The sequence below is a fragment of the Streptomyces venezuelae ATCC 10712 genome (assembly GCF_008639165.1).
Classification (GTDB): domain Bacteria; phylum Actinomycetota; class Actinomycetes; order Streptomycetales; family Streptomycetaceae; genus Streptomyces; species Streptomyces venezuelae.
This window is the reverse complement of sequence record NZ_CP029197.1, coordinates 7,677,648-7,697,831: the sequence shown is the minus strand read 5'-3', so window position 1 is coordinate 7,697,831 and position 20,184 is coordinate 7,677,648. Positions and strand designations below refer to the sequence as shown.

Annotated in this window: 13 protein-coding genes; 7 read left to right on the top strand and 6 right to left on the bottom strand. The window is 73.9% G+C overall.

Annotated features, from left to right (window positions below; all coding sequences use genetic code 11):
- Positions 1 to 9: 9 nt before the first annotated feature.
- Positions 10 to 1,095, bottom strand: a complete 1,086-nt coding sequence (locus tag DEJ43_RS35165; RefSeq protein ID WP_015038214.1) for a branched-chain amino acid aminotransferase — start codon at positions 1,093 to 1,095, stop codon at positions 10 to 12.
- Between the two features lie 112 nt (positions 1,096 to 1,207).
- Here DEJ43_RS35165 and acpS point away from each other — a divergent pair, with 112 nt between their 5' ends.
- Positions 1,208 to 1,699 carry a holo-ACP synthase gene (gene acpS / locus DEJ43_RS35160; protein ID WP_015038213.1) on the top strand — a complete coding sequence of 164 codons (492 nt, stop codon included), beginning with the start codon at positions 1,208 to 1,210 and terminating at the stop codon, positions 1,697 to 1,699.
- A gap of 9 nt (positions 1,700 to 1,708) precedes the next feature.
- Here the strand turns inward: acpS and DEJ43_RS35155 are convergent, their stop codons facing one another.
- A complete protein-coding gene (locus tag DEJ43_RS35155; protein ID WP_041663244.1) occupies positions 1,709 to 6,631 on the bottom strand; it encodes a hypothetical protein in 4,923 nt (1,640 codons plus the stop codon).
- Between the two features lie 176 nt (positions 6,632 to 6,807).
- Between DEJ43_RS35155 and DEJ43_RS35150 the strand changes: the two genes are divergently transcribed.
- Positions 6,808 to 7,833, top strand: coding sequence for a LacI family DNA-binding transcriptional regulator (locus DEJ43_RS35150; RefSeq protein WP_015038211.1), 1,026 nt, complete (start codon positions 6,808 to 6,810; stop codon positions 7,831 to 7,833).
- A gap of 78 nt (positions 7,834 to 7,911) precedes the next feature.
- Here DEJ43_RS35150 and DEJ43_RS35145 read toward each other — a convergent pair whose 3' ends face one another.
- Entirely contained in the window at positions 7,912 to 10,689 is a 2,778-nt protein-coding gene (locus tag DEJ43_RS35145) for a glycosyl hydrolase (protein WP_015038210.1), read from the bottom strand.
- A gap of 315 nt (positions 10,690 to 11,004) precedes the next feature.
- Between DEJ43_RS35145 and DEJ43_RS35140 the strand changes: the two genes are divergently transcribed.
- The 4 genes from DEJ43_RS35140 (at position 11,005) to DEJ43_RS35125 (ending at position 15,696) form a co-directional block, all read left to right on the top strand.
- The gene (locus DEJ43_RS35140) at positions 11,005 to 12,324 is read left to right on the top strand and encodes an ABC transporter substrate-binding protein (RefSeq protein WP_015038209.1); all 1,320 of its coding nucleotides are present in this window, start codon (positions 11,005 to 11,007) and stop codon (positions 12,322 to 12,324) included.
- 78 nt (positions 12,325 to 12,402) lie between these two features.
- On the top strand, positions 12,403 to 13,368 hold the full coding sequence (locus DEJ43_RS35135) for a carbohydrate ABC transporter permease (protein ID WP_015038208.1): 966 nt from the start codon (positions 12,403 to 12,405) through the stop codon (positions 13,366 to 13,368).
- The gene (locus tag DEJ43_RS35130) at positions 13,365 to 14,231 is read left to right on the top strand and encodes a carbohydrate ABC transporter permease (RefSeq protein ID WP_015038207.1); all 867 of its coding nucleotides are present in this window, start codon (positions 13,365 to 13,367) and stop codon (positions 14,229 to 14,231) included. The genes DEJ43_RS35135 and DEJ43_RS35130 overlap by 4 nt, the downstream gene beginning before the upstream one ends.
- Positions 14,232 to 14,292: 61 nt before the next feature.
- Entirely contained in the window at positions 14,293 to 15,696 is a 1,404-nt protein-coding gene (locus DEJ43_RS35125) for a GH1 family beta-glucosidase (protein ID WP_015038206.1), read from the top strand.
- 20 nt (positions 15,697 to 15,716) lie between these two features.
- On the opposite strand, the gene DEJ43_RS35120 is transcribed toward DEJ43_RS35125, so the two are convergent.
- The 3 genes from DEJ43_RS35120 to DEJ43_RS35110 all read right to left on the bottom strand — a co-directional run bounded on the left by DEJ43_RS35120 (position 15,717) and on the right by DEJ43_RS35110 (position 19,049).
- The gene (locus tag DEJ43_RS35120; protein WP_015038205.1) at positions 15,717 to 16,445 is read right to left on the bottom strand and encodes a hypothetical protein; all 729 of its coding nucleotides are present in this window, start codon (positions 16,443 to 16,445) and stop codon (positions 15,717 to 15,719) included.
- 155 nt (positions 16,446 to 16,600) lie between these two features.
- Positions 16,601 to 17,971 (bottom strand): carbohydrate-binding protein, encoded by a 1,371-nt coding sequence (locus tag DEJ43_RS35115; RefSeq protein ID WP_015038204.1) that lies wholly within the window; start codon positions 17,969 to 17,971, stop codon positions 16,601 to 16,603.
- A gap of 139 nt (positions 17,972 to 18,110) precedes the next feature.
- Complete coding sequence (locus DEJ43_RS35110; protein ID WP_015038203.1) at positions 18,111 to 19,049, bottom strand: LysR family transcriptional regulator; 939 nt, start codon at positions 19,047 to 19,049, stop codon at positions 18,111 to 18,113.
- 242 nt (positions 19,050 to 19,291) lie between these two features.
- Between DEJ43_RS35110 and DEJ43_RS35105 the strand changes: the two genes are divergently transcribed.
- Positions 19,292 to 19,957, top strand: coding sequence for a GOLPH3/VPS74 family protein (locus DEJ43_RS35105; protein ID WP_071892325.1), 666 nt, complete (start codon positions 19,292 to 19,294; stop codon positions 19,955 to 19,957).
- Positions 19,958 to 20,184: the final 227 nt, after the last annotated feature.

Genomic DNA, 20,184 nt, shown 5'->3' with positions numbered 1-20,184 from the left:
GCGGTCGGGTCAGACGAGGCGCCGCATCCAGCCGTAGGTGTCCTCGGCGCGGCCGAACTGGATGTCCACCAGACGGCGGCGCAGCCGCATCGTCACCGAGTCCTCGTTGTCCGTGTCCGGGGCGGTGACCTCGCCGTCGGTCCAGACGAGCCGGCCGACGGGGGTCACCGCGGCGCCGGTGCCGCAGGCGAACACCTCACGGATCGCGCCGCTGCGCGCGCCCTCCTGCCACTCGGAGATCTCGACCGCCCGCTCCTCGACGTCGAGCCCCATCTCCTTGGCGAGGTCGAGGATGGAGGCGCGCGTGACCCCCTCCAGGATGGTGCCGAGTTCCGGGGTGACGAGGCGGCCGTCGTCGGTCACGAAGTACAGGTTCATGCCGCCGAGCTCCTCGACGTACCGGCCCTCGGTCGAGTCGAGGAAGCAGACCTGGTCGCAGCCGTGCTCGGCGGCCTCCAGCATCGGGGCAAGGCTCGCCGCGTAGTTGCCGCCGCACTTGGCGGCGCCGGTGCCGCCGCGGCCGGCCCGGGTGTACTCCGTCGAGAGCCAGATGGAGACGGGCTTCACGCCGCCGGAGAAATACGAGCCGACCGGCGAGGCGATCACCATGTACGTCACCTCGGCGGCGGGCCGCACGCCCAGGAAGGGCTCCGAGGCGAACATGAACGGCCGCAGGTACAGGCTCTGCTCGTCACCGGCCGGCACCCACACCTGGTCGGCGCGGACCAGCTCGGTGACCGAGTCGAGGAACGCGGAGGGCGGGAGCTCGGGAAGGGCCAGGCGCTTGGCGGAGCGCACGAACCGCTCGGCGTTGGCCTCCGGGCGGAACGTCCAGACGGAGCCGTCCGGGTGCCGGTAGGCCTTCAGCCCCTCGAAGATCTCCTGGGCGTAGTGCAGGACCGCCGCCGCCGGGTGCATGGGGATCGGGGCGAAGGGGACCACGGCCGCGTCGCCCCAGCCGCCGTCCGGCGTCCACACCGCGCGGGCCATGTGATCGGTGAAGTTCTGGCCGAACTTGGGGTCGGTGAGGATCTCGGCGCGCCGCTCGGGACTCGCGGGAGCGGGGTTGGAGTGAAGCGTGAACCGCAGACTCATCGCGGGGACCCTCTCGGTCGTCGCTCGGACCACGCGCGCGTGCTCCATCATGGGTGACGGCTCGGCACCATATCGGCCGATCGCCGCACGGAGCAAGAAAGTTGGTCCTGGCATGATGATCGGTCCGGTGGGGCGCGGCGAGGGCGCCCCGGGGGTCCGCGAGGACGCCGCGGAGGTCGGCGAGGCGGCCGCCGCCGCGGCCCTCGCGCTGGTCGGCCGGCGGGTCCTGCGGGTGGGCACCGACCTGGCCGAGGTGGACGAGATACGTGCCGTCCTCGCCCGGCAGCCCCGCTTCGCCACCCGGGTGTTCACCGCCGGCGAGCGCGCGTACTGCGACGTCCCCGCCGACCCCGCCGAGCGCTACGCGGCCCGCTTCGCCGCCAAGGAGGCGGTCCTGAAGGCCCTGGGCGTGGGCCTCACCGGTGCGATCCTCACCGAGATCGAGGTGCTGCGCGCCCCGTCCGGGAGCCCATCCCTCCGGCTGACCGGCCGCGCCGCCCGGCTGGCCGAGGAGGCCGGGGTACGGACGTGGCTGATCACGCTCACCCACACCCGTACCCTGGCCCACGCCTTCGTGGCCGGACTCGGACCCCAGGACGGCTGAGACCCGGTCTCAGGCGCCCCGCTCCCTGACGCGCTCCCAGGCCTCGGCGAACATCTCGTGCAGCGGGGCCGTCGGCAGCACGCGGAGGAACGGCGCGCGGATCTGGTTGCCCCACAGCGGGCGCACCCGGTGGCTCGCCAGCTTGGCCTTCTCCAACGGCAGGTGCGGGGACTTCAGCTCGGTCCACTCACCGGGCAGGAACAGGGTCCTGCCCGCCCGTGCCCGCTTGGCCTCCAGGACGGCGCCGGTGGCCAGGAGCTCCGCCCGCACCTCCGCGTGCCGCTTGGTCGTCCAGCCGTTCCACCGGCGCACGTTCCGGTCGGTGGGCGCGGCGAGGGCCGCCAGCTGGAGGTAGAGCGCCGCCGGGTCGGTCCCGGTGCCGAGTTCCTCCGCGACGCGTGCGACGAGATCCGGGCAGGACTGCCGGGGGTCCGCCTCGTACGCGCCGTCCGGTACGGCTCCGGAGGCGGCCCTGCGCATCATCCGGTCGAGGCCGCCGCCGGGGAGCAGCGGTGCCAGCCGGTCGAGCTCCTCCGTGAGCCCGGTGACCTCGCGGACCCGGCGCCACGCCTCGGGGTCAGCGGCCAGCGCGGGCCGCAGGAAGGCCTGGCCGCCGGGTGCGCACACCACCAGCGGTCCGGAGTCGTACGCCGTCATCGGGGGCAGCTCCCCCTCCTCCTTCCGGCGATCAAGCGACACGGGCAGCCGGGCGGGGCCGAACCGCTCGGCGAGCCGCTCCGGGGTGTCCTCGACGCGCCCGTCGGTGACCTCGACGAGCAGTTCGGGACGGGCCAGTTCGGCGCGCAGCCGCTCGTACAGCGCCGCCGCGCCGGCCGTGGCCGGGTCACCGACGGGCCGGTCGACGCACGCCCACACCAGGGCGCTGGCGATCCGGTCGAGCGGCAGTCCGACGGGCGTGCCGTACGGCGGCTCGGGCCCCTCGGGCGGCAGGGCCCGCACCTCCACGCCCCGGCCGTACCGGGGCGCCGCGAGGTCCCAGCCGGCCGCCGGCACGGTCCCGTCCTCGGCCGCCTCGTAACCGCCCGCGAGCCGGCGCGCCCACACCTCGCCGAGGCCCAGGTCGGCCTCCAGGGTGTCGGCCGCCTCGTCGTGCACCTCGGGCCGCTGCCCGATCCGCTCCCGCCACTCGGCGGCCATCCGCTCGACGGCGGCCAGGACCCCGCCGGGGCGCCACAGTTCGGCCGGGTCCTCGGGCAGGGCGGCGGCCAGGACGGCCCTGCGGCCGGCGCCGCCGAGCCGCCCGCGCAGCTTCTGGTACGCCTCGGCCGTCATCGGGCTTGCCTTGTAAGGGGCCTTGCGGGCCAGGGCGAGGTCCTCGTCGCGGTCGAAGCGTCCGACGAGGCCGGCGACCACGAGGCGGGCCACGGGCCGGCGGACCCCGGTCAGCTCGGCGAAGCGGGCGGCGGCCGCCTCCGGCACCGGGAGCGGCCCGTGGGCCTCGATCGCGGCGAACAGGGCGCGCAGCCGGGCGGCGTCGTCCCGCTCGACCCGGACGAGCCGGGCATCGGGCAGGGCCGCGGGCACGGGGTCCGCCTCCGTGTCCCCGGTCGCGGGGGCGACGAACCAGCGGGCCGAGCCCCCGTCCCACACCGCGGCCGAGGCCACGATGGTGCCGCCGTCCCGCAGCTCCTTCAGGGGTGCGGGGTCGGACGCGCGGCCGATCCACCAGCGGCTGCCCGGCCGGGCGAACGGCTGGTCGGCCCAGGTCTCCAGGAGGGCGAGCAGCGCGGCCCGGTCGGTGTCGGGGGTCGGCGCCACGGCGGCCCGCCAGGCCACCGCGTCGACGGCGCCGAGCAGCTGCGACCAGTCGTGCGGCGGGGCGGGCGGGGAGAGCCGCCGGACCTCCTCGACGATCGTCCCGGCGAGGCAGGCGCCGTCGGCGGCCAGTGCGCTCAGTGTCGCGGGCTGTGCCGCGTCGGCGGTCCGGCGCCAGGTGTCGCGCTGCCCCGCCGGGACGAGGCCGAACAGGGCGGGCATGAGCTCGGTGTCGGGCACGGGGCGGCTGGGCAGCACCGGCGGCGCCTCGGCGAGCAGGGTGACGCGCCGGTGCAGGGCGCGGCGCCGCTGCTCGACGCGCGCGGCCCGCTCGGCCACGGCCACGACGGCTTCGACGAGCACCGGTGCGGTGACCTCGGGCAGCTCCCGCGCCACGGCGGCGCGGAGGGTCTCCGTGCCGTCGAGGGCGGCGGCCAGGAGGGTGTCGGCCGTCCGCCGCTCCACGGTCCGCAGCGCCTTGGACCCGGCGGTGTCGCGGGTCCGCAGCAGGTACCAGAAGGCGGGCGGCAGGGCGACGCCGTGGGAGGGGGTGAGCCGCCGGGCGGGCTTGACCCGGGGGTGCTGGGGCGAGTGGTGCCCGTCCAGCTCCCAGAGCAGGACGCCGTCCGCGGTGTACGCGCGCACTCCGGTCCTGGTCTGGGCCTCGGCGAGGACGACGTCCTCCACGGCGCCCTCCGGCGGCGCCCACAGGCCCCAGGGCTCCTGTCCCGGCCGGTCGACGTCGAACCGGGCGGTGCGTCCGTCGACGCTCTCCAGGAGGTAGTGGTCGGGGGCGTTGCCCCCGTGGCGGGTGCGGAACAGCACCCGGGTCCCGACGAGTCCGTCGCGGCTGCCGAGCGGGGAGTCGGTCGTCCCGGCGGGCAGCGGGGCCAGCTGGAGGGCCTCGTGGGCGAGGGTCATGCCGGCCTCGGAGGACTCCCCTGCCGGGTCGCTGTCCGCGGGGCGGCCCGGGAAGTCCGGCAGCGGGGTCGCGCCCTGCCGTTCGCCGGTGACCGGGTCCACGGTCTCCCAGGGGCGCCGTCCGTAGACGGCGTTGGTCCAGACGCGGGTGCCGTCGGCGAGCTGCAGTTCGTCCCGGTCGATGCCCTCCGTGCCGCCCGGCCGGGTCACACGGAGGCCGCCGTGCCGTCCGCCGCCGTCGGCGGTCTCGAACTGGAAGCCGTACGCGCCGTCCAGGCTGCCCCCGTAGGGCACGAGGCCGCCCGTCTGCTCCGGGGTGAAGGGTTCGTCGGGGCGGTCGGCCCAGACGGCGGTCTCGCAGTGGTACGCGCGGTCCTTGAGGGTCCAGCTCACCAGGAACGAGCCGCCCACGTAGTGGACGGCGAACTGGGTGGCCTCCGGCGGCACCGTGAACCGGCAGGAGCCGCGCACGCCGTCCGGGGCGACGGCGACGGCGCGGTCACGCCCGAAGACCGTGAGCACCGGCCAGGTGCACGTCACCCCGGCCACCCCGGGCAGCCCGGCCGCACCGACGGCGGCCAAGGCCCCGGGCACCTCCGGCTCACCGGTCGCGGAGGTGTCGCCGGTGGCTGCCGTGTCGGCCGTGTCGGTCGGGGCGGGTGTGACGGCCGTGGATGTCGTGGCTGCCGTGGCGGGTGTGTCGGCCGCGGCTGCCGTGTCGGCAGTGATGACGGTCTCCCCCGTCCCGGCTTCCTCCGCCGCGAACTCCTCGTACACGGCCTCCAGCGCGGGCCAGGCGAGTTCCTCCGGGAGACCGGCCGCGAGGGAGCGCCGCAGCGCGCCCGCGGCGGACGCGTCCGCGAGGGCGTCGACGATCCCGTCGAGCGCGCTGACGGTCGGCCGGTCGAGCAGGGTCTCCAGCTCGCTGACGGACTCCTCCGCCCCTCCCATGCCGCCGCCCCCGACGATGTCGACGAGCTTGCCGACCCGGACCGCCACCTCGTGGGCGATGCCTTCGTTGCCCGGGAGCAGCGTCACCGCGGAGCCGGGCTTGCGCGCGGGCGCGCCGTACCAGTTCGGCATCAGACCGGCGTGGACGGTTCCTTCGAGCCGGGGGCCGAAGACCGGGTCGGCGGCGAGTGCGGTGAGGTCCCGCCGGGACCGCTCGCCCCAGAAGCGCATCCGGGTCTCGGGGCCCGGGTCGACGACGGTGACCCCGGCGGCGAGGCAGGCGTCGAGGACGTCGGCGTCGAAGCCCTGGTAGTGGTGCCGGGTGGTGTGGACGGTCACGGCCGCGCCCGCCGCGCGCAGGCGCGGTCCGAGCCGGCCCACCAGGTCGAGGAACTCCGGCGGGAGCTGCTGCCGGCCGACGCCGCCGTCGGCCACGCGCGTGTACTGGTACATGTGGACGAAGTGGCCGACCCAGTGGTGCAGTCCGCCCTCCGGGACGAGCCGGCCGGCCTCCATGGCCTCCGTGGCGCCGCAGCCGATCAGCATCCGCAGCCAGGCGCCGCCGTCGGTGGCGCTCTCGGGGAAGACCTCCAGGAATCCGGCGGCGACCTCGTCCGTCGGCGGGTGGGCCGTCAGGACCGGCTCGGCGGCCGTGAGGAGCGTGTCCGGCACGGACTTCTTCCGGGTGACGGACAGGATCGCGGCCACCACGCGCGCCACCTCGTCGTCGCCGAGCCGGGCGGCCTTGGCGGAGGCCCGCACCCGGCGCACCAGATCCGCCGGCAGGTCGGCCTTCGAGGCGGCCCAGGCGGTGAGGAAGTCGCCGAGGGCGGAGTGCGCCTCGACGGGGTCGAGCGACTCCGTGAGGAACTTCTGATGGGCCCCGAACTCCTTGGCCGGCATGGCCCCGCCCCGGGCGAACAGCAGCCCGTTGGCCCGGCGGTAGGCGGGGTCCACGGTCAGGCCGTGCTCGGCCTCGGCGGTCCGCGCGGCCACGAAGGCGCGGCCGCCGGGCCGGCTGCCGTACCCGATCAGCCGGTGGCCGACGGTGTCCCAGAACCACGGCAGGTGGGCGACGGGCAGCTGCCGGGCCCGCCATGCCATCGTGTCGACGAAGGCGCCGGGTTTGGTCCAGGAGCGGCTGAGTTCGGCCCCCATGGCCTCGTTGACCTCGCGCGCCTCCGCGGCGGCGTCCGGGTCGTGGGCGGCGACCCAGTCGGCGTACGTCGTGGACACGTGGGTCCTGCCGGTGGCGGGCAACAGGGCTTCGAGCGAGGCGATCATGCTCAGGATCCTGGCATGCCCCGCTGACAACGCCCCTGGCCGGGCGGCCCCTTCCCGGGGAGGGGCCGCCCGGGGCCCTCTCGCACCCGTTCCTGGGAGCGCTCTCAGACCTGGTGTCGCTCCGGATATCCTGATTCACGCAGCCAGCCGCCCACACAGCCCGAGGAGCGCCCGCCTTGCCCGAGCAGACCACGGGGTCCCGCCCCACGCTGGAAGCCGTCGCCGCTCGCGCCGGTGTGTCCCGCGCCACGGCCTCCCGGGTCGTCAACGGGGGCGCGGGCGTCCGTCCTCCGCTGGTCGAGAAGGTGCGCAAGGCCGTCGACGAGCTCGGTTACGTGCCGAACCACGCCGCCCGGACGCTGGTCACCCGGCGCAACGGCGCGGTGGCGGTGATCATCGCGGAGCCGGAGTTCCGGGTCTTCTCGGACCCGTTCTTCGAGCAGCAGGTGCGGGGCATCAGCCGGGAGCTGACCGCGCACGACGCACAGCTGGTGCTGCTGTGGGTGGAGGGAGCCGGGGACCACGACCGGATCGCCCGCTATCTGGGCGGCGGGCACGTCGACGGCGCGCTGGCGTTCTCCCTGCACAACGACGACGCCCTGCCGGCCGTGATCGACCGGACCCGCATCCCCGTCGTCTACGGCGGGCGGCCCGCTCCGGGCACCAGCCCCGAGGTGCCGTTCGTCGACTGCGACAACCGGGGCGGCGCCCGCGAGGCGGTGCGGCACCTGGTCGGTCTCGGGCGGCGGGCCATCGCGCACATCTCCGGGCCGGACGACCAGACGTCGGCGCTCGACCGGCTCCACGGTTATCGCGACGTCCTCATCGACGCCGACCCCACCCTGCTGTGCCGGGGCGACTTCACTGCGGAGAGCGGCGCCCGCGCCATGGCGGAGCTGCTCGACCGGAGGCCGGACCTGGACGGGGTGTTCGTCGCCAACGACCTGATGGCATCGGGGGCGTTGCTGACCCTGCGGGAGCGCGGCCGGCGGGTGCCGGAGGACGTGGCCGTCGTGGGCTTCGACGACATGGCCTCGGTGGTCGGCCGGACGTCCCCGGCGCTGACCACCGTGCACCAGGACATCGAGGGGATGGGCCGGCTGATGGTGAAGCTGCTGATGCGGCTGCTCGACGGGGCGGGCCCCGAGCTCCCCGGTTCGGTGATCACGCCGACTTCTCTGGTGCGCCGCGAATCGGCCTGAGGCGGCCGCGCGGGCCGGGAGCAGGGACGGCGGCGGGCCCGGGTGAGGAGGAACCCGGGCCCGCCGCCGTCCTGGGGGTCAGTCGTAGGGGATGACCACCACCGACCGGTCGGTGCCCGTCTGGAGCCGGGAGTCCGCGTTCCCGATCGCGCTCCAGACCTCGAGGCGTACGGTGCCGCCCCGCAGGTCGCCGAGCGTGCCGGTGGCGGACTTGAGGCCGCGCGTCTGGGCGTACTCCTCCCAGCCGGTCACCGGGTCCGTCGCGAAGTAGTGGTACGTCTCCGTCCGTTCGAAGGTGCCGTCACCGGTGAGGTCGTAGCTGATCCGTGCCTGCTGGCCGAGGCCGACGGCCGTGCCGGCGTCGAGCTGGAGGCGGAAGGCGGTCGAACCTCCGGCCCTGAGCGTGCCGTTGACCCCGGTCACCTGGTAGACGAGCGGCCGGTTCGGGGTGCCGTCGTGGTTGCTGCCCTGCGCCGAGGGGACGGTGTCGCTGCCCGCCGTGGCGCCGGTGGCCGTGGTGAGCGTCCCGCCGGTGCGGAGCTGGAAGGTGTTGCCGGTGGACGGTTCCGGGTCCGGGCCGGGGTCGGTGCCGCCCGTCCCGGTGCCGGTCGCGGTGGAACGCGCGGGCACGGAGAGGGACTTGCCGTCGGAGAAGGTGACGGTTCGGGCGGTGGCGCCGTGGTTGTGGGCCACGTACGTCCGCGCGGTGCCCTTGGCGAAGACTGCGGAGGTGGGGATGGATCCGGTGACCGTCGCGTCGGGGGCGCCGAGCGTGTCGAGTGCGGTGAGCCAGTGGTAGGTGTGTGCCTTGGACTCGCCCGCCTCCGGGGTGTATCCGGCGTTGCCCGCGTCCCACTTGGCCTTGGCGGCGGCGGGGTCGGCGAAGGACTGGAACTCCCAGAGGAGGTCGCGCCATTCGACGGCGGGGCCGCCGTTCTCGCGTTCCATCTCGGCGATGTTGCGGCGGACGGCGTCCTTGTGGCCGCCGAGGTGGAGTGAACCTCCGGTCACCGGGAGGACGTTGATGCCGTGGATCTCCTCGGGGTTGGCGGTCCACCAGGTGGCGTAGGCGGCGCCGCTGCCCCACACCATGCCGACCGTGTCGTGCTGGAAGGAGCCGGGGAACACCTGCTGGTCGGCGTCGAACCAGTACTGGGCGATGGCTTCGCCCTCGGTGGTGAGCAGATAGGTGCCGAGGTCGCGGAGCTGGGTGTTGCCGGTGGCCGCGCCCCAGAGGACGAGGGCGGCGCTGAGGTTGGTGGACTCGGAGGAGGACTCCTGGTTGTTGCCCGCGGCGAAGCCCTGGTGGCCGCTGGCCCAGCTGTGCCCGGCGTAGACGTCGAAGCCGCGGAGGAAGGGGAAGGAGGTGTCGGTGCGGCTGGGGTTGGCGGTGTCGCGGACCAGGGTCTTCACCATGGCGCCCCAGGCGGAGTCGGCGGCCCAGCCCGCGTCGTACTGGGCGACGATCGCGGCGGCGTAGACGTAGTAGCCGTAGTGGAAGTGGTGGTCGTTGAGTTCGGTGTCGCTGCCGTAGGAGGCCGGGTAGCCGGTGAGGGTCTTCCAGGTCCCGTCGTACGAGAACTCGTTGGCGCCGCCGGCCGTGAACCAGTCCTGGAGGCGGCCCTTGATCTGGCCGAGGAGCTTGTCGCGGAGCGCGGTCTCGCCGATCTGGTCGGCGAGCGGCACGAGTTGGGCGATCTTGCCGAGCGCCTTGCCGGTCCAGTACGTGTCGACGGCGCCGGAGAACGGGTCGGCGGAGTTCGCGACCTCGTTCAGGTATCCGCGCAGGCGGGTGGTGTCGGCGCCGGTGCCGCCCGGCAGGGCGGGCAGGGTGGCGGCCGCCTTCTGGGCGGTGGTGAAGGAGGCCGACTCCCGGACCTTCATGGTGCCGCGGGGCGAGACGTAGGTGTACGGGGTGAGCGGGTCGGTGGTGTTCAGCCACTGGTGGCGGTAGAGCGCCTGGAGGGTGCCGCGCTCGGTGCCCTCCTTGGCCTCGGTGGTGAGGGCGTAGGTGGCGCGGACGGTTCCGGCGTCGTAGCTCCAGTTCACGGTGGAGCCGGTGACGAAGCTGAAGGCGTATCTGCGGTAGGTGGCGAGCGCGTCGGTGGAGGGCAGGACGGCGACGGAGAAGTAGTCCTTGCCGCCGAGTCCGGCGGTGATGCTGGAGCCGGAGACGGTCCAGTCGGTGCCGGTGGGCGAGAAGAGCGCGTAGTGGTGGCCCGCGACGGTGATGCCGAGGACGTTGCCCTGGTCGGCGAAGACGGTGGGGGCGCCGGCGGTGGTGATGCGGGCGTCGCCGCCGGTGCCCTTGGCGTATACGAAGGGCATGCCGTGGCCGATGGTGGTCCGCAGGGTGCGGGCGCCGTCGGACCAGTAGGGGGTGACGGTCCAGTCGGACCAGGAGTCGGCCTTGGTGTCGGGCGAGTTGAGCCCGGTGAGGCCGAGGGTGAGGTCGGCCTTGTGGGCGAACTCGTACTGCCGCCCGTCGCCGACGACGGCGGGGGTGGTCGGGTAGCCGAGTTCGAGGCCGCCGGCGACGGCCTGGTAGGTGAGCGGGTGGCCGTACATGGGGGTGGAGTACGGATTGTCCCCGTAGCGCTGGAAGGCGAGGGAGGACCACCAGTCGTTGGTGGGGACGGGCTTGCCCTGGGCGGCGGGGGTCACCTTGGGGGTGACGGGCGCGCCGGTGTTGGTGGTGGGCCCGGAGGTTCCGGCGGGGCGGGTGTCGGAGTAGCTGCCGGCGCCGGTGGGGACGGCGGCCGCGGCCGCCGGGGCGGCGGCGGGGCCGAGTCCCAGGGCGGCGAGGGCGGAGACCAGGACCAGCGCTGCGGCCGGCCGTGTGCGGGGGGCGGGCATGGACGGCACCTCATGTCGTCGCGACGAGTGGGGCACGGAGGGGTTGCGGGAGAGGCGGTGGGCTCCCTGGGAGCGCTGCGGATCGGGAACGCGGTGAGCCGGGAACGTCGAGAGAGCGCTCTCAAGTCGCCGGAAACGTAGAACCGCCGAAACACGTGTGTCAAGAGATTGAACACAGGCAGGACTTGACGGCTCTTCCCGTCCGTTACGCCTTCGAGCCTTGACGGATGCACCGCTTCACGGGCACGCTCCCCCCGCACGCTTGAGAGCGCTCTCAGCCGCTCTCGCTCGTTCCGGAGCCAAGGGAGGCTTCCCATGCCCATCGCCCGAGCCGCCGCCACGACCACCGTCAGGAGAGCCGTCGCCCGCCTGGGAGCGGTCGCGCTCACCGGGGCCCTGCTCGCCGCCTGCGGAGGCGCGTCGGACGGCGCCTCCACCGACGGCGCGGGGGGCGGGGTCACCCTCACCGTCGACCTGTTCGGCTCCTTCGGATACAAGGAGGCCGGGCTCTACGCGGAGTACGAGAAGCTCCACCCCGGCGTGACGATCAAGCAGACGGACACCGAGGACGAGGCCGACTACTGGAAGTCCCTCCAGACCCGGCTGGCCGGCGGCGCCGGTCTCGCCGACGTCCAGGGCATCGAGGTGGGCCGGATCGCCTCCGTCACCCAGCAGCAGTCCGACCGCTTCGAGGACCTGCGGAAGTACGGCGCCGAGACGCTCAAGGACCAGTTCGCCCCGGCCAAGTGGGCCGCGGCCACCGGCAAGGGCGGCGAGGTCCTCGGCCTCGGCACCGACGTCGGCCCGGAGGCGATGTGCTACCGCACCGACCTCTTCAAGCAGGCCGGCCTCCCCACCGACCGCACGCAGCTGGCCGAGAAGTGGGCCACCTGGGACGGCTACCTGGCCCTCGGGAAGCAGTACAAGGCGAAGGCACCGGCCAAGAGCGCCTGGCTCGACAGCGTCGGCAGCCTCTACTCGATCATGATCGGGCAGCAGAAGGAGCGGTACTACGACGCCTCCGGGAAGCTGATCTGGGAGGACAACCCGGCCCTGCGCACCGCCTGGGACCACTCCGTGCAGGCCGCCCAGGACGGACTCAGCGCCAAGCTCGACCAGTGGTCCCCGCAGTGGAACCAGGCCTTCGCGGCCGGTTCCTTCGCCACCATCCCGTGCCCCGCCTGGATGCTCGGCTACATCAAGGGCCAGGCCGGTGACACCGGCAAGGGCAAGTGGGACGTCGCCGCGCTGCCCGGCGGCGCCGGCAACTGGGGCGGCTCGTACCTGTCGGTGCCGAAGGCCGCGAAGCACAAGAAGGAGGCGTACGAGCTGATCAAGTGGCTCACCGCGCCCGAGCAGCAGACCCGGCTCTTCGAGAAGCAGGGCAACTTCCCCTCCGCCACCGGCGCCATCGCGAAGGTCGCCGCGGCGAAGGACCCGTACTTCTCCGGCGCGCCCATCGGGCAGATCTTCGGCGACGCGGCGAAGGCGGCCCCGGTGCAGGTGCTCGGCGTCCACGACCAGAACATCGCGCAGCAGATCACGAACGCGCTCAGCGAGGTCGAGCGCAAGGGGACGTCGCCGGAGAAGGCCTGGTCGAACGCGAAGAAGGGCGTCGAGAACACGATCGGCTGACGCCGCACCCGGCCGCCGGCGCCGGCCGGCCTCCCCTCCCGGTTCCTCCCCCGCCTCCACCCTCCGAAGGGCCGCACCATGACCCTCACCGCATCCGAGAGCCCGGCCCCGCCGCTGCCCGCCCCGCCGCCCGCGCGGCGGGGCGCGGCCCGGCGGGCCTGGCGGACGGTCTCGCCGTACGCCTATCTCGCCCCGTTCTTCACCCTGTTCGCCGCCTTCGGCCTCTTCCCGCTGATCTACACCGCCTTCGTCTCGCTCTACCGCGTGGAGCTCCAGACGCCCGGCGACATGGAATGGCGCGGCCTCGGCAACTACACCGCGCTCCTCGCCGACGAGTACTTCTGGCTCTCGCTGCGCAACACCTTCACCATCGGCGTGCTCTCCACCGTGCCGCAGCTCGTCATGGCCCTCGGGCTCGCGCACCTGCTGAACTACCGGATGCGCGGCCGCACCTTCCTGCGGACCGCGGTCCTCCTGCCGTACGCGACCTCGGTGGCGGCCGCCACGCTCGTCTTCGCCCAGCTCTTCGGACGGGACTTCGGTCTGATCAACTACGCGCTCGGCCTGGTCGGCATCGACCCCGTCGACTGGCAGAACGGCACGGTCGCCTCGCAGATCGCGGTGTCCACGGTCGTCATCTGGCGCTGGACCGGCTACAACGCGCTGATCTACCTGGCCGGCATGCAGTCGATCCCCGACGAGCTGTACGAGGCGGCGGCCATGGACGGGGCCTCGCGGTGGCGCCAGTTCTTCCATGTGACGCTGCCGGGGCTGCGGCCCACGATCCTCTTCACGGTCATCGTGTCGACGATCGGCGCGACCCAGCTCTTCGGTGAGCCCCTGCTGCTCGAAGGCTCCATATCCGGCGGCATCTCCCACCAGTACCAGACGCTCGGTCTCTACATGTACGAGCAGGGCTGGGGCTTCTTCCATCTGGGCCGGGCCGCCGCCATCGCCTGGGTGATGTTCCTGCTCATCGTGGTGCTCGTCGGGCTCAACGCCCTGATCGCGCGCCGCCGTTCCCGCAAGGAGGCCGGCCGATGACCGCCCCCGTGGCCACCGCGAACCGGCGCCCCTCCCGGGCGGGCCGCACCCTGCACGCGGGACCCGTGGCGTACGGGATCCTCGTCGTCGCCGTCCTGTTCTCCGCGTTCCCCTTCTACTGGACGATCGTCGCCGCGAGCCGCTCCAACGCCGAACTCGCCAAGGTCCCGCCGACGCTGCTGCCGGGACCGAACCTGATGCGCAACTTCGAGGCGGTCCTCGAAGAGGCGGACATCGGGAAGGCGTTGCTCAACTCCCTCATCGTGTCCGGTTCCATCACGCTGGGCACGGTGCTCTGCTGCACGCTCGCCGGGTTCGCCTTCGCCAAGCTCCGCTTCCGGGGCAGGGGCGCGCTCCTGGCGGTCACCGTCGGCACCATGATGATCCCGCCGCAGCTGGGGGTGATCCCGCTGTTCATGCTGATCGCCGAACTGGGCTGGGTGAACCAGCTCCAGGCGGTGATCCTGCCGGGCCTGGTGTCCGCGTTCGGCGTGTTCTTCATGCGGCAGTACCTGGTGCAGTCGCTGCCGGACGAGCTGATCGAGGCGGCGCGGGTCGACGGCGCGTCGACCGCCCGGATCTTCTGGTCGATCGTGGTGCCGATCGCCCGCCCCGGCATGGCCGTCCTCGGCCTGCTGACCTTCATGGCCGCCTGGAACGACTTCTTCTGGCCGGTGGTCGCCCTGACCTCCTCCGAGCCCACCGTGCAGGTCGCCCTGCGCCAGCTCGGCGGCGGCTACGTCCACGACCAGTCCGTGATCATGGCGGGCACCCTGCTCGGCACCCTGCCGGTCCTGCTCGTGTTCGGCCTCCTGGGCCGGCAGATCGTCGGCGGCATCATGCAGGGCGCGGTCAAGGGCTGACCCGTCCCCGCCTCCGGATATTCCGCCCTCCAGACCTCTCACCTCAGGGAGTTCCCACCCCATGACCGCGCTCGACGCCCGCACCGACACCACGACCGTCCTCCGTTTCCCCGCGGGCTTCCGCTGGGGCACCGCCACGGCCGCCTACCAGATCGAGGGGGCGGCGACGGAGGACGGCCGCACCCCGTCCATCTGGGACACCTTCAGCCGCACGCCCGGCAAGGTGCGCAACGGCGACACCGGTGACATCGCCGCCGACCACTACCACCGGGTCGACGAGGACGTCGCCCTGATGCGGCGGCTCGGCGTGACCGACTACCGCTTCTCGATCGCCTGGCCCCGGGTGCAGCCCACCGGGCGCGGCCCGGCCGTGCGCAAGGGCCTGGACTTCTACCGGCGGCTGGTCGACCGCCTCCTCGACGCCGGCATCCGTCCCGTGGCGACGCTCTACCACTGGGACCTGCCGCAGGAGTTGGAGGACGCCGGGGGCTGGCCGCAGCGGGAGACCGCGTACCGCTTCGCGGAGTACGCGGGCATCATGGCGGACGCCCTCGGCGACCGGGTGGCGACCTGGACGACGCTCAACGAGCCCTGGTGCGCGGCCTTCCTCGGCTACGGCAACGGCGTGCACGCGCCGGGCCGCACCAGCGCCGTCGCCTCGCTGCGGGCGGCCCACCACCTCAACCTCGCGCACGGCCTCGCGGCGCGCACCCTGCGCGGGCGGCTGCCCGGCGCTGCGGAGGTGTCGCTGACCCTCAACCTCCATGCGGTGCGGCCCTGTTCGCAGGCGCCGGAGGATCTGGACGCGGCCCGCCGGATCGACGCGGTCGGCAACCGGATCTTCCTCGACCCCGTCTTCCACGGCCGGCTCCCGGAAGACCTCGTGCGGGACACCGCCCCGGTCACGGACTGGTCCTTCGTGGCCGACGGAGACCTGGCGGCGGCGGCCGCGCCGATCGACTCGCTCGGCATCAACTACTACTCCCCGTCCGTCGTCGGCGCCGGCACGTCGGAGTCGCCCTCGCCGTGGGCGGGCGCGGAGCGGCACGTCCGGTTCGAGCCCGCGCCGGGGCCGCGGACGGCGATGGACTGGCCGGTGGACGCGGACGGTCTGTACGAGCTGCTGACCCGGCTGCGGGACGAGCTCCCTGACGTACCGCTGGTGATCACCGAGAACGGGGCGGCGTACGACGACTACGCCGACCCCTCCGGGAACGTGAAGGACCCGGAGCGGGTGGCGTACCTCCACGCCCACCTGGCGGCGGTGCACCGGGCGCTGGCGGACGGCGCCGACGTCCGCGGGTACTTCCTCTGGTCGCTCCTGGACAACTTCGAGTGGGCGTACGGCTACAGCAAGCGCTTCGGGATCGTGCACGTGGACTTCGCGACGCAGCGCCGGACGCTGAAGGACAGCGCCCGGTGGTACGCGGAGGTCATCGCGCGCGGCGGTCTGGAAGGGGCCTGAGGGTCGCCGCGCGCGGGCCGCTACTTCGGGAGCGCGCCCTCCACGAAGGCCCGGGTCCACCGGGCGGCCGAGGGGACGGGGACGTACTGCGAGTCGTCCGGGAAGAAGTCCACGACTCCGGCGGCTCCGTAGTCGGCCCAGAAGCAGGTGGTCATCGGGAAGGTGTCGGTGACGTTCTGCCGGCACTTCACGACGAGGGAGCGGCTCGTGACGGTCCCGGGCTCGCCGGTGAAGTTTCGGCCGTAGCCCGTCGCGAGGTCCACGGACGCGTCGTAGATCCTGTTCAGCGCGGCGGTGGGATCGGGCACGTTCGCGTACAGGTTGGTCCTGGCGGTGAACATCGGCGCCGAGGCGGACATGGTGCCCTTGCGCAGGACGTTCCGGCGGCCACCGAAGCAGGACACCTCGTCGGCGGCGCCGTCGGCCTCGATCTCCTTGAGGCCGTCGTCGCCGGTGACCGTCATGTCGAGGTCGCTGCCGAAGTGGAAGCCGCCGTCGCCCTCGTCGCAGACGAGGCCTTCCAGCTGCGGCACGGCGATGGTCTTGTAGCGGGTGCCCGGGTCGGCGGCGAGCTTCTCACCGGCGGTCGGCGCGGCGGAGGGCGGGCCCGCGGGGGCCGTGCCGTCCGGCGACGCGCCCCCGGACGGCCTGCCCGACGCCCCCGCCTGGTCCGAGGGTTCGGCGGAGCCGCACCCCGCCACCGCCGACACCAGTACCACCGCGGCCACGACGACCCTGACCCTGCCCATACGACGACTCCCCCGCGAAGCGTCCGTGCCGCACCGCCCCCTAGGGCGACGCACGGATATTGATCATGGTCGCGACGATCCTACGGGGTACCCGGAGAGGGTGCCGCGACACCCCCCTCGGGTTCGCGGCACCCCCGGTCACGGCCCGGGGCGCGTCACAGGCGCTGCCACAGCGCCGGGACGTTCGGCGGCTGCCAGCCGGCCTGCGCCTGGTGGCCCTGGAGGCAGCGGTAGCTCGCCCCGCCGTACGTGACCACGTCACCGGCCTTGTAGACGGTGCCCGCCGCCCAGCTGCCGCCCGGCTCCGGCTCGCCCGGGCCGGGGCCCGGGTCGCCGCCGGTGGTCTTCAGGGTCAGGCCGTAGTTCTGCAGCAGCGGGTTCAGCGGCTGGAAGAAGGTGGTGCCGCCGCTGGAGCAGTTGCCGGAGCCGCCCGAGGTGACGCCCTGCGCCTGGCTGCCGGAGATGTACGAGCCTCCCGAGTCGCCGGGTTCGGCGCAGACCGTCGTCCGGGTCACCCCGGATATCGTCCCCTCGGGGTAGGTGACGCTGGTGTTGTGCTGCTGGACGGTGCCGCAGTGCCAGCCGGTGGTCGAACCGGAACGGCACACGGAGGAGCCGACCGGCTGCAGCACCGAACCGGTCACCTGGACGTTGGCCCCGCCGGAGCCCTTGACGTACGGCGTGGCCGTCCAGTTGCCGTTGGCGGCGACCCAGGCCATGTCGTTGCCCGGGAAGATCGAGCCCTGGAAGCTGCCCTGCGCCACCTGGTTGAAGCCGCTGGTCGTCGTCCCCGCGCGGCCGCAGTGACCGGCCGTGGCGAAGCCCTGCGTCGTACCGCGCGTCACCGGGAAGCCGACCGAGCACCGGCCGCCGCCACCCATGTAGTACGCGTCGCCGCCCCGGAGGTCGTACAGCGGGCGGGGCGCCTGTCCGCTCCGGACGACGCGGACGAGTTCGCGCGGGACTCCCGTGGCCGCCAGCAGCCGCGCCCCGGCGCCCGCCTTCGTCTCCTCGACGACCAGGACGTTCGCCCGCACGTCGACGTAACGGACGGGGGCGTCGGCGGTGGCGGCCCGGTCCAGGCGCTCCTTGGCACGCTCCAGAATGGTCAGAGGGTGCGTCACGAGCCGGGCCCGGGCGCCCGTGGCCCGGATCGCCGCCGCGTCGGAGGACCGGGTGGTGGCCACGGTCAGCGTGCCGGACTCGGCACCGTCCACCCAGGCACCGGCGAAGGCGCCGCCCAGGCCCTGGCGGAGCCGGGCGGCCGTCGCACCCGCCTCGGCCTCGTTGGCGAGCCGGGTCAGGGCCTGCGCGTGGCTGAGTCCCAGGTCGCGCCGCATCGCGTCGAGCACCTCGGGCGCGGCGGCGTCGGCGCCGAGGGTCTGGGCGGCGGTTCGCACGGTCGGGGCGGGGTGCGGTTCACCGGCGTCCGGTACGGCGGCCGCGGTTCCGGCCTGGAGCCCGGCGAGCGCCAGTCCGGCGGCGACCAGGGCGGTACACGCCGCGCGGGCGTGTCGTCGGAGCATGGGGAGTCTCCTCGGTTCTCGGATTCGGGACCTGGGGCCGCGGGGACCGGCCGGATCGCGGATCGCGGTGGGGGATCTGTTCGAACCGTAGGGATTCCGACCGGGGCACGGCAGTTGCCAGCCGGCCCCTGCCATCGCGTTATGCCGGGGGCGCCACTCCCGCGTGCGCCCGGCCCGCGCTGGCCGCGAGCGCCTCGGCGTGGGCGGCCCGGGTGTGGTCGAGGACGGCTGCGGCCCGGGCGGCCGCCCGCCCCTCGGGGTGCCATCCGAGCAGGTGCCGCCAGACGAGTGGGGCGCCGGCGAGGGGACGGGTGACGAGCCCCGGGGTGACGGGGAAGGTGGCCCGGCAGAGCCCGACGGCCCGGCCCACCTGCACCAGGTGCACACAGGAGGCGGTGTCGGTCTCGTACACGCAGGCGGGGGTGAAGCCCGCCCGTACGCAGGCGGCCGCGAAGCAGTCGCCGAAACAGCCGTCGCCCGGCACGTCGGTCCAGGCCTCCGCCGCCAGCTCGGCCAGGTCGATCTCGGTGCGGGGCGCGAGGGGATGGTCGGCCGCGAGCATCACGTACACCGGATCGCGGGCGACCTCCGTCCACGCGAGCCGTCCCGCCTCGGGCGGCGCGCTCTCCCCGCAGACCCCGACGAGGGCGAAGTCGAGGCGGCCGTCGCGGACCGCGCGGGCGACGTCGCGTTCCGACCACGAGGTGTACGTGGTCACCGGCGCACCCGGGTCGGTGCGGGCGATGCGGTCGACGAGCCCGCCGAGCAGCGGGCCGTGGGTGCCGCCGAGCCGGTACCCCTCGGCCCCGCCCCGCGCGAAGCGCACCGCCTCCTCCTGCAGCTCGCAGACGGCGGGCAGCACCACACGGGCCCTCTCGAGCACCAGGTCGCCGAGGGCCGTGGTCCGCACCCCGTCCCGTCCCCGCTCGAACAGGACGCCGCCCAGGGCCCGTTCGATCCGCTTGAGCTGGGCGCTCAGGGCCGGCTGGGCGAGCCCGAGCGCGGTCGCGGCGCGCGTGAGGCTCCCCGCGTCCGCGATGGCCCGGATCGTCTTGAGGTGCCTCAGCTCCAAGTCCATACCGAGAGCTTGCCGCCCCCGCTCCCGGCGGTCCAGACCACAGCACGGCCGTCGGTTCCGCCCGCGGGAACCGGCCGGGTGCGGGGCTCGTCATCAGGGACGACGGGCACCGGGTGTACGGTCGACCGTCCCGGGGCGCCGGTCGGACACGCACACGCAGGTCCATACGCACACAGCTTTAGACGGACACAGGTACGGACGCACGCGGGCACGCGCGCGAAGCGAAGGCGAAGGGGTACGGGGTGGCGGTCACGCTCGCGGAAGAGATCATGCTGCTGTCCCTGGACGACGAGTCCGGGGCCGCGAAGGAACGGCAGTCCGCCGCCTGGGCCGTGTCGGGCGGCATCCTGCTCGATCTCGTGCTGGCCGGACGCGTGACGGTCGACGACGGGCGGATACGGGTGACCGACCCGACGCCCACCGAAGTGCCGCTGCTCGACGAGCGGCTGCGGCAGATCGAGACCTGGTGCGGGAAGCGGAGCCGGGACCCCAAGGTCACCGAGTGGCTGACGAAGGACCACACCAAGGCGGTCAAGGCCACCGTCGCGAGCCTCTGCGAGCGGGGTCTGGTGCGCGAGGAGCAGCGCCGGGTGCTCGGTCTCTTCCCCGTCAGCCGCTACCCGGAGGCGGACGGCTCCGTCGAGCGCGAACTGCGGGCGAGGCTGCGTTCCGTGCTCGCCGAAGGACCCACCCACCGGGCCCGCACGACGGGACTCCTCGCCCTCATCCACGGCGCCAGGCTGCACCACCTCGCCTTCCCCGACGTTCCGCGCAAGGAGTGCGCGGCGCTCCTCGAGGAGCTGACGGCCGGCCAGTGGGCGGCGGAGGGCGTACGCCGGGCGATCCGGGACATGCAGGCGGCGATGGTCCTGGTCACGACCGCCTCGGTGGTGGCGGCCACGAGCTGACCGCCGCCGGGCGGACGGTGGATCCGGGGCGGGCCCCCACGGCCCGCCCCGGATCCGGTGGTGCGGACGGACCGCACGCCCCAGTACCGGTCCGTACGGGGCCGGACCGATGACCACAACTCTCCCTCGCGTCACTCACGTTTCGCTTACGAACCGCTAACGCACGGGCCCGCACGGTACTCTGCTCGCCTTCCGAACACGGGGCCGATCCTTCGGTGCACGGAGCC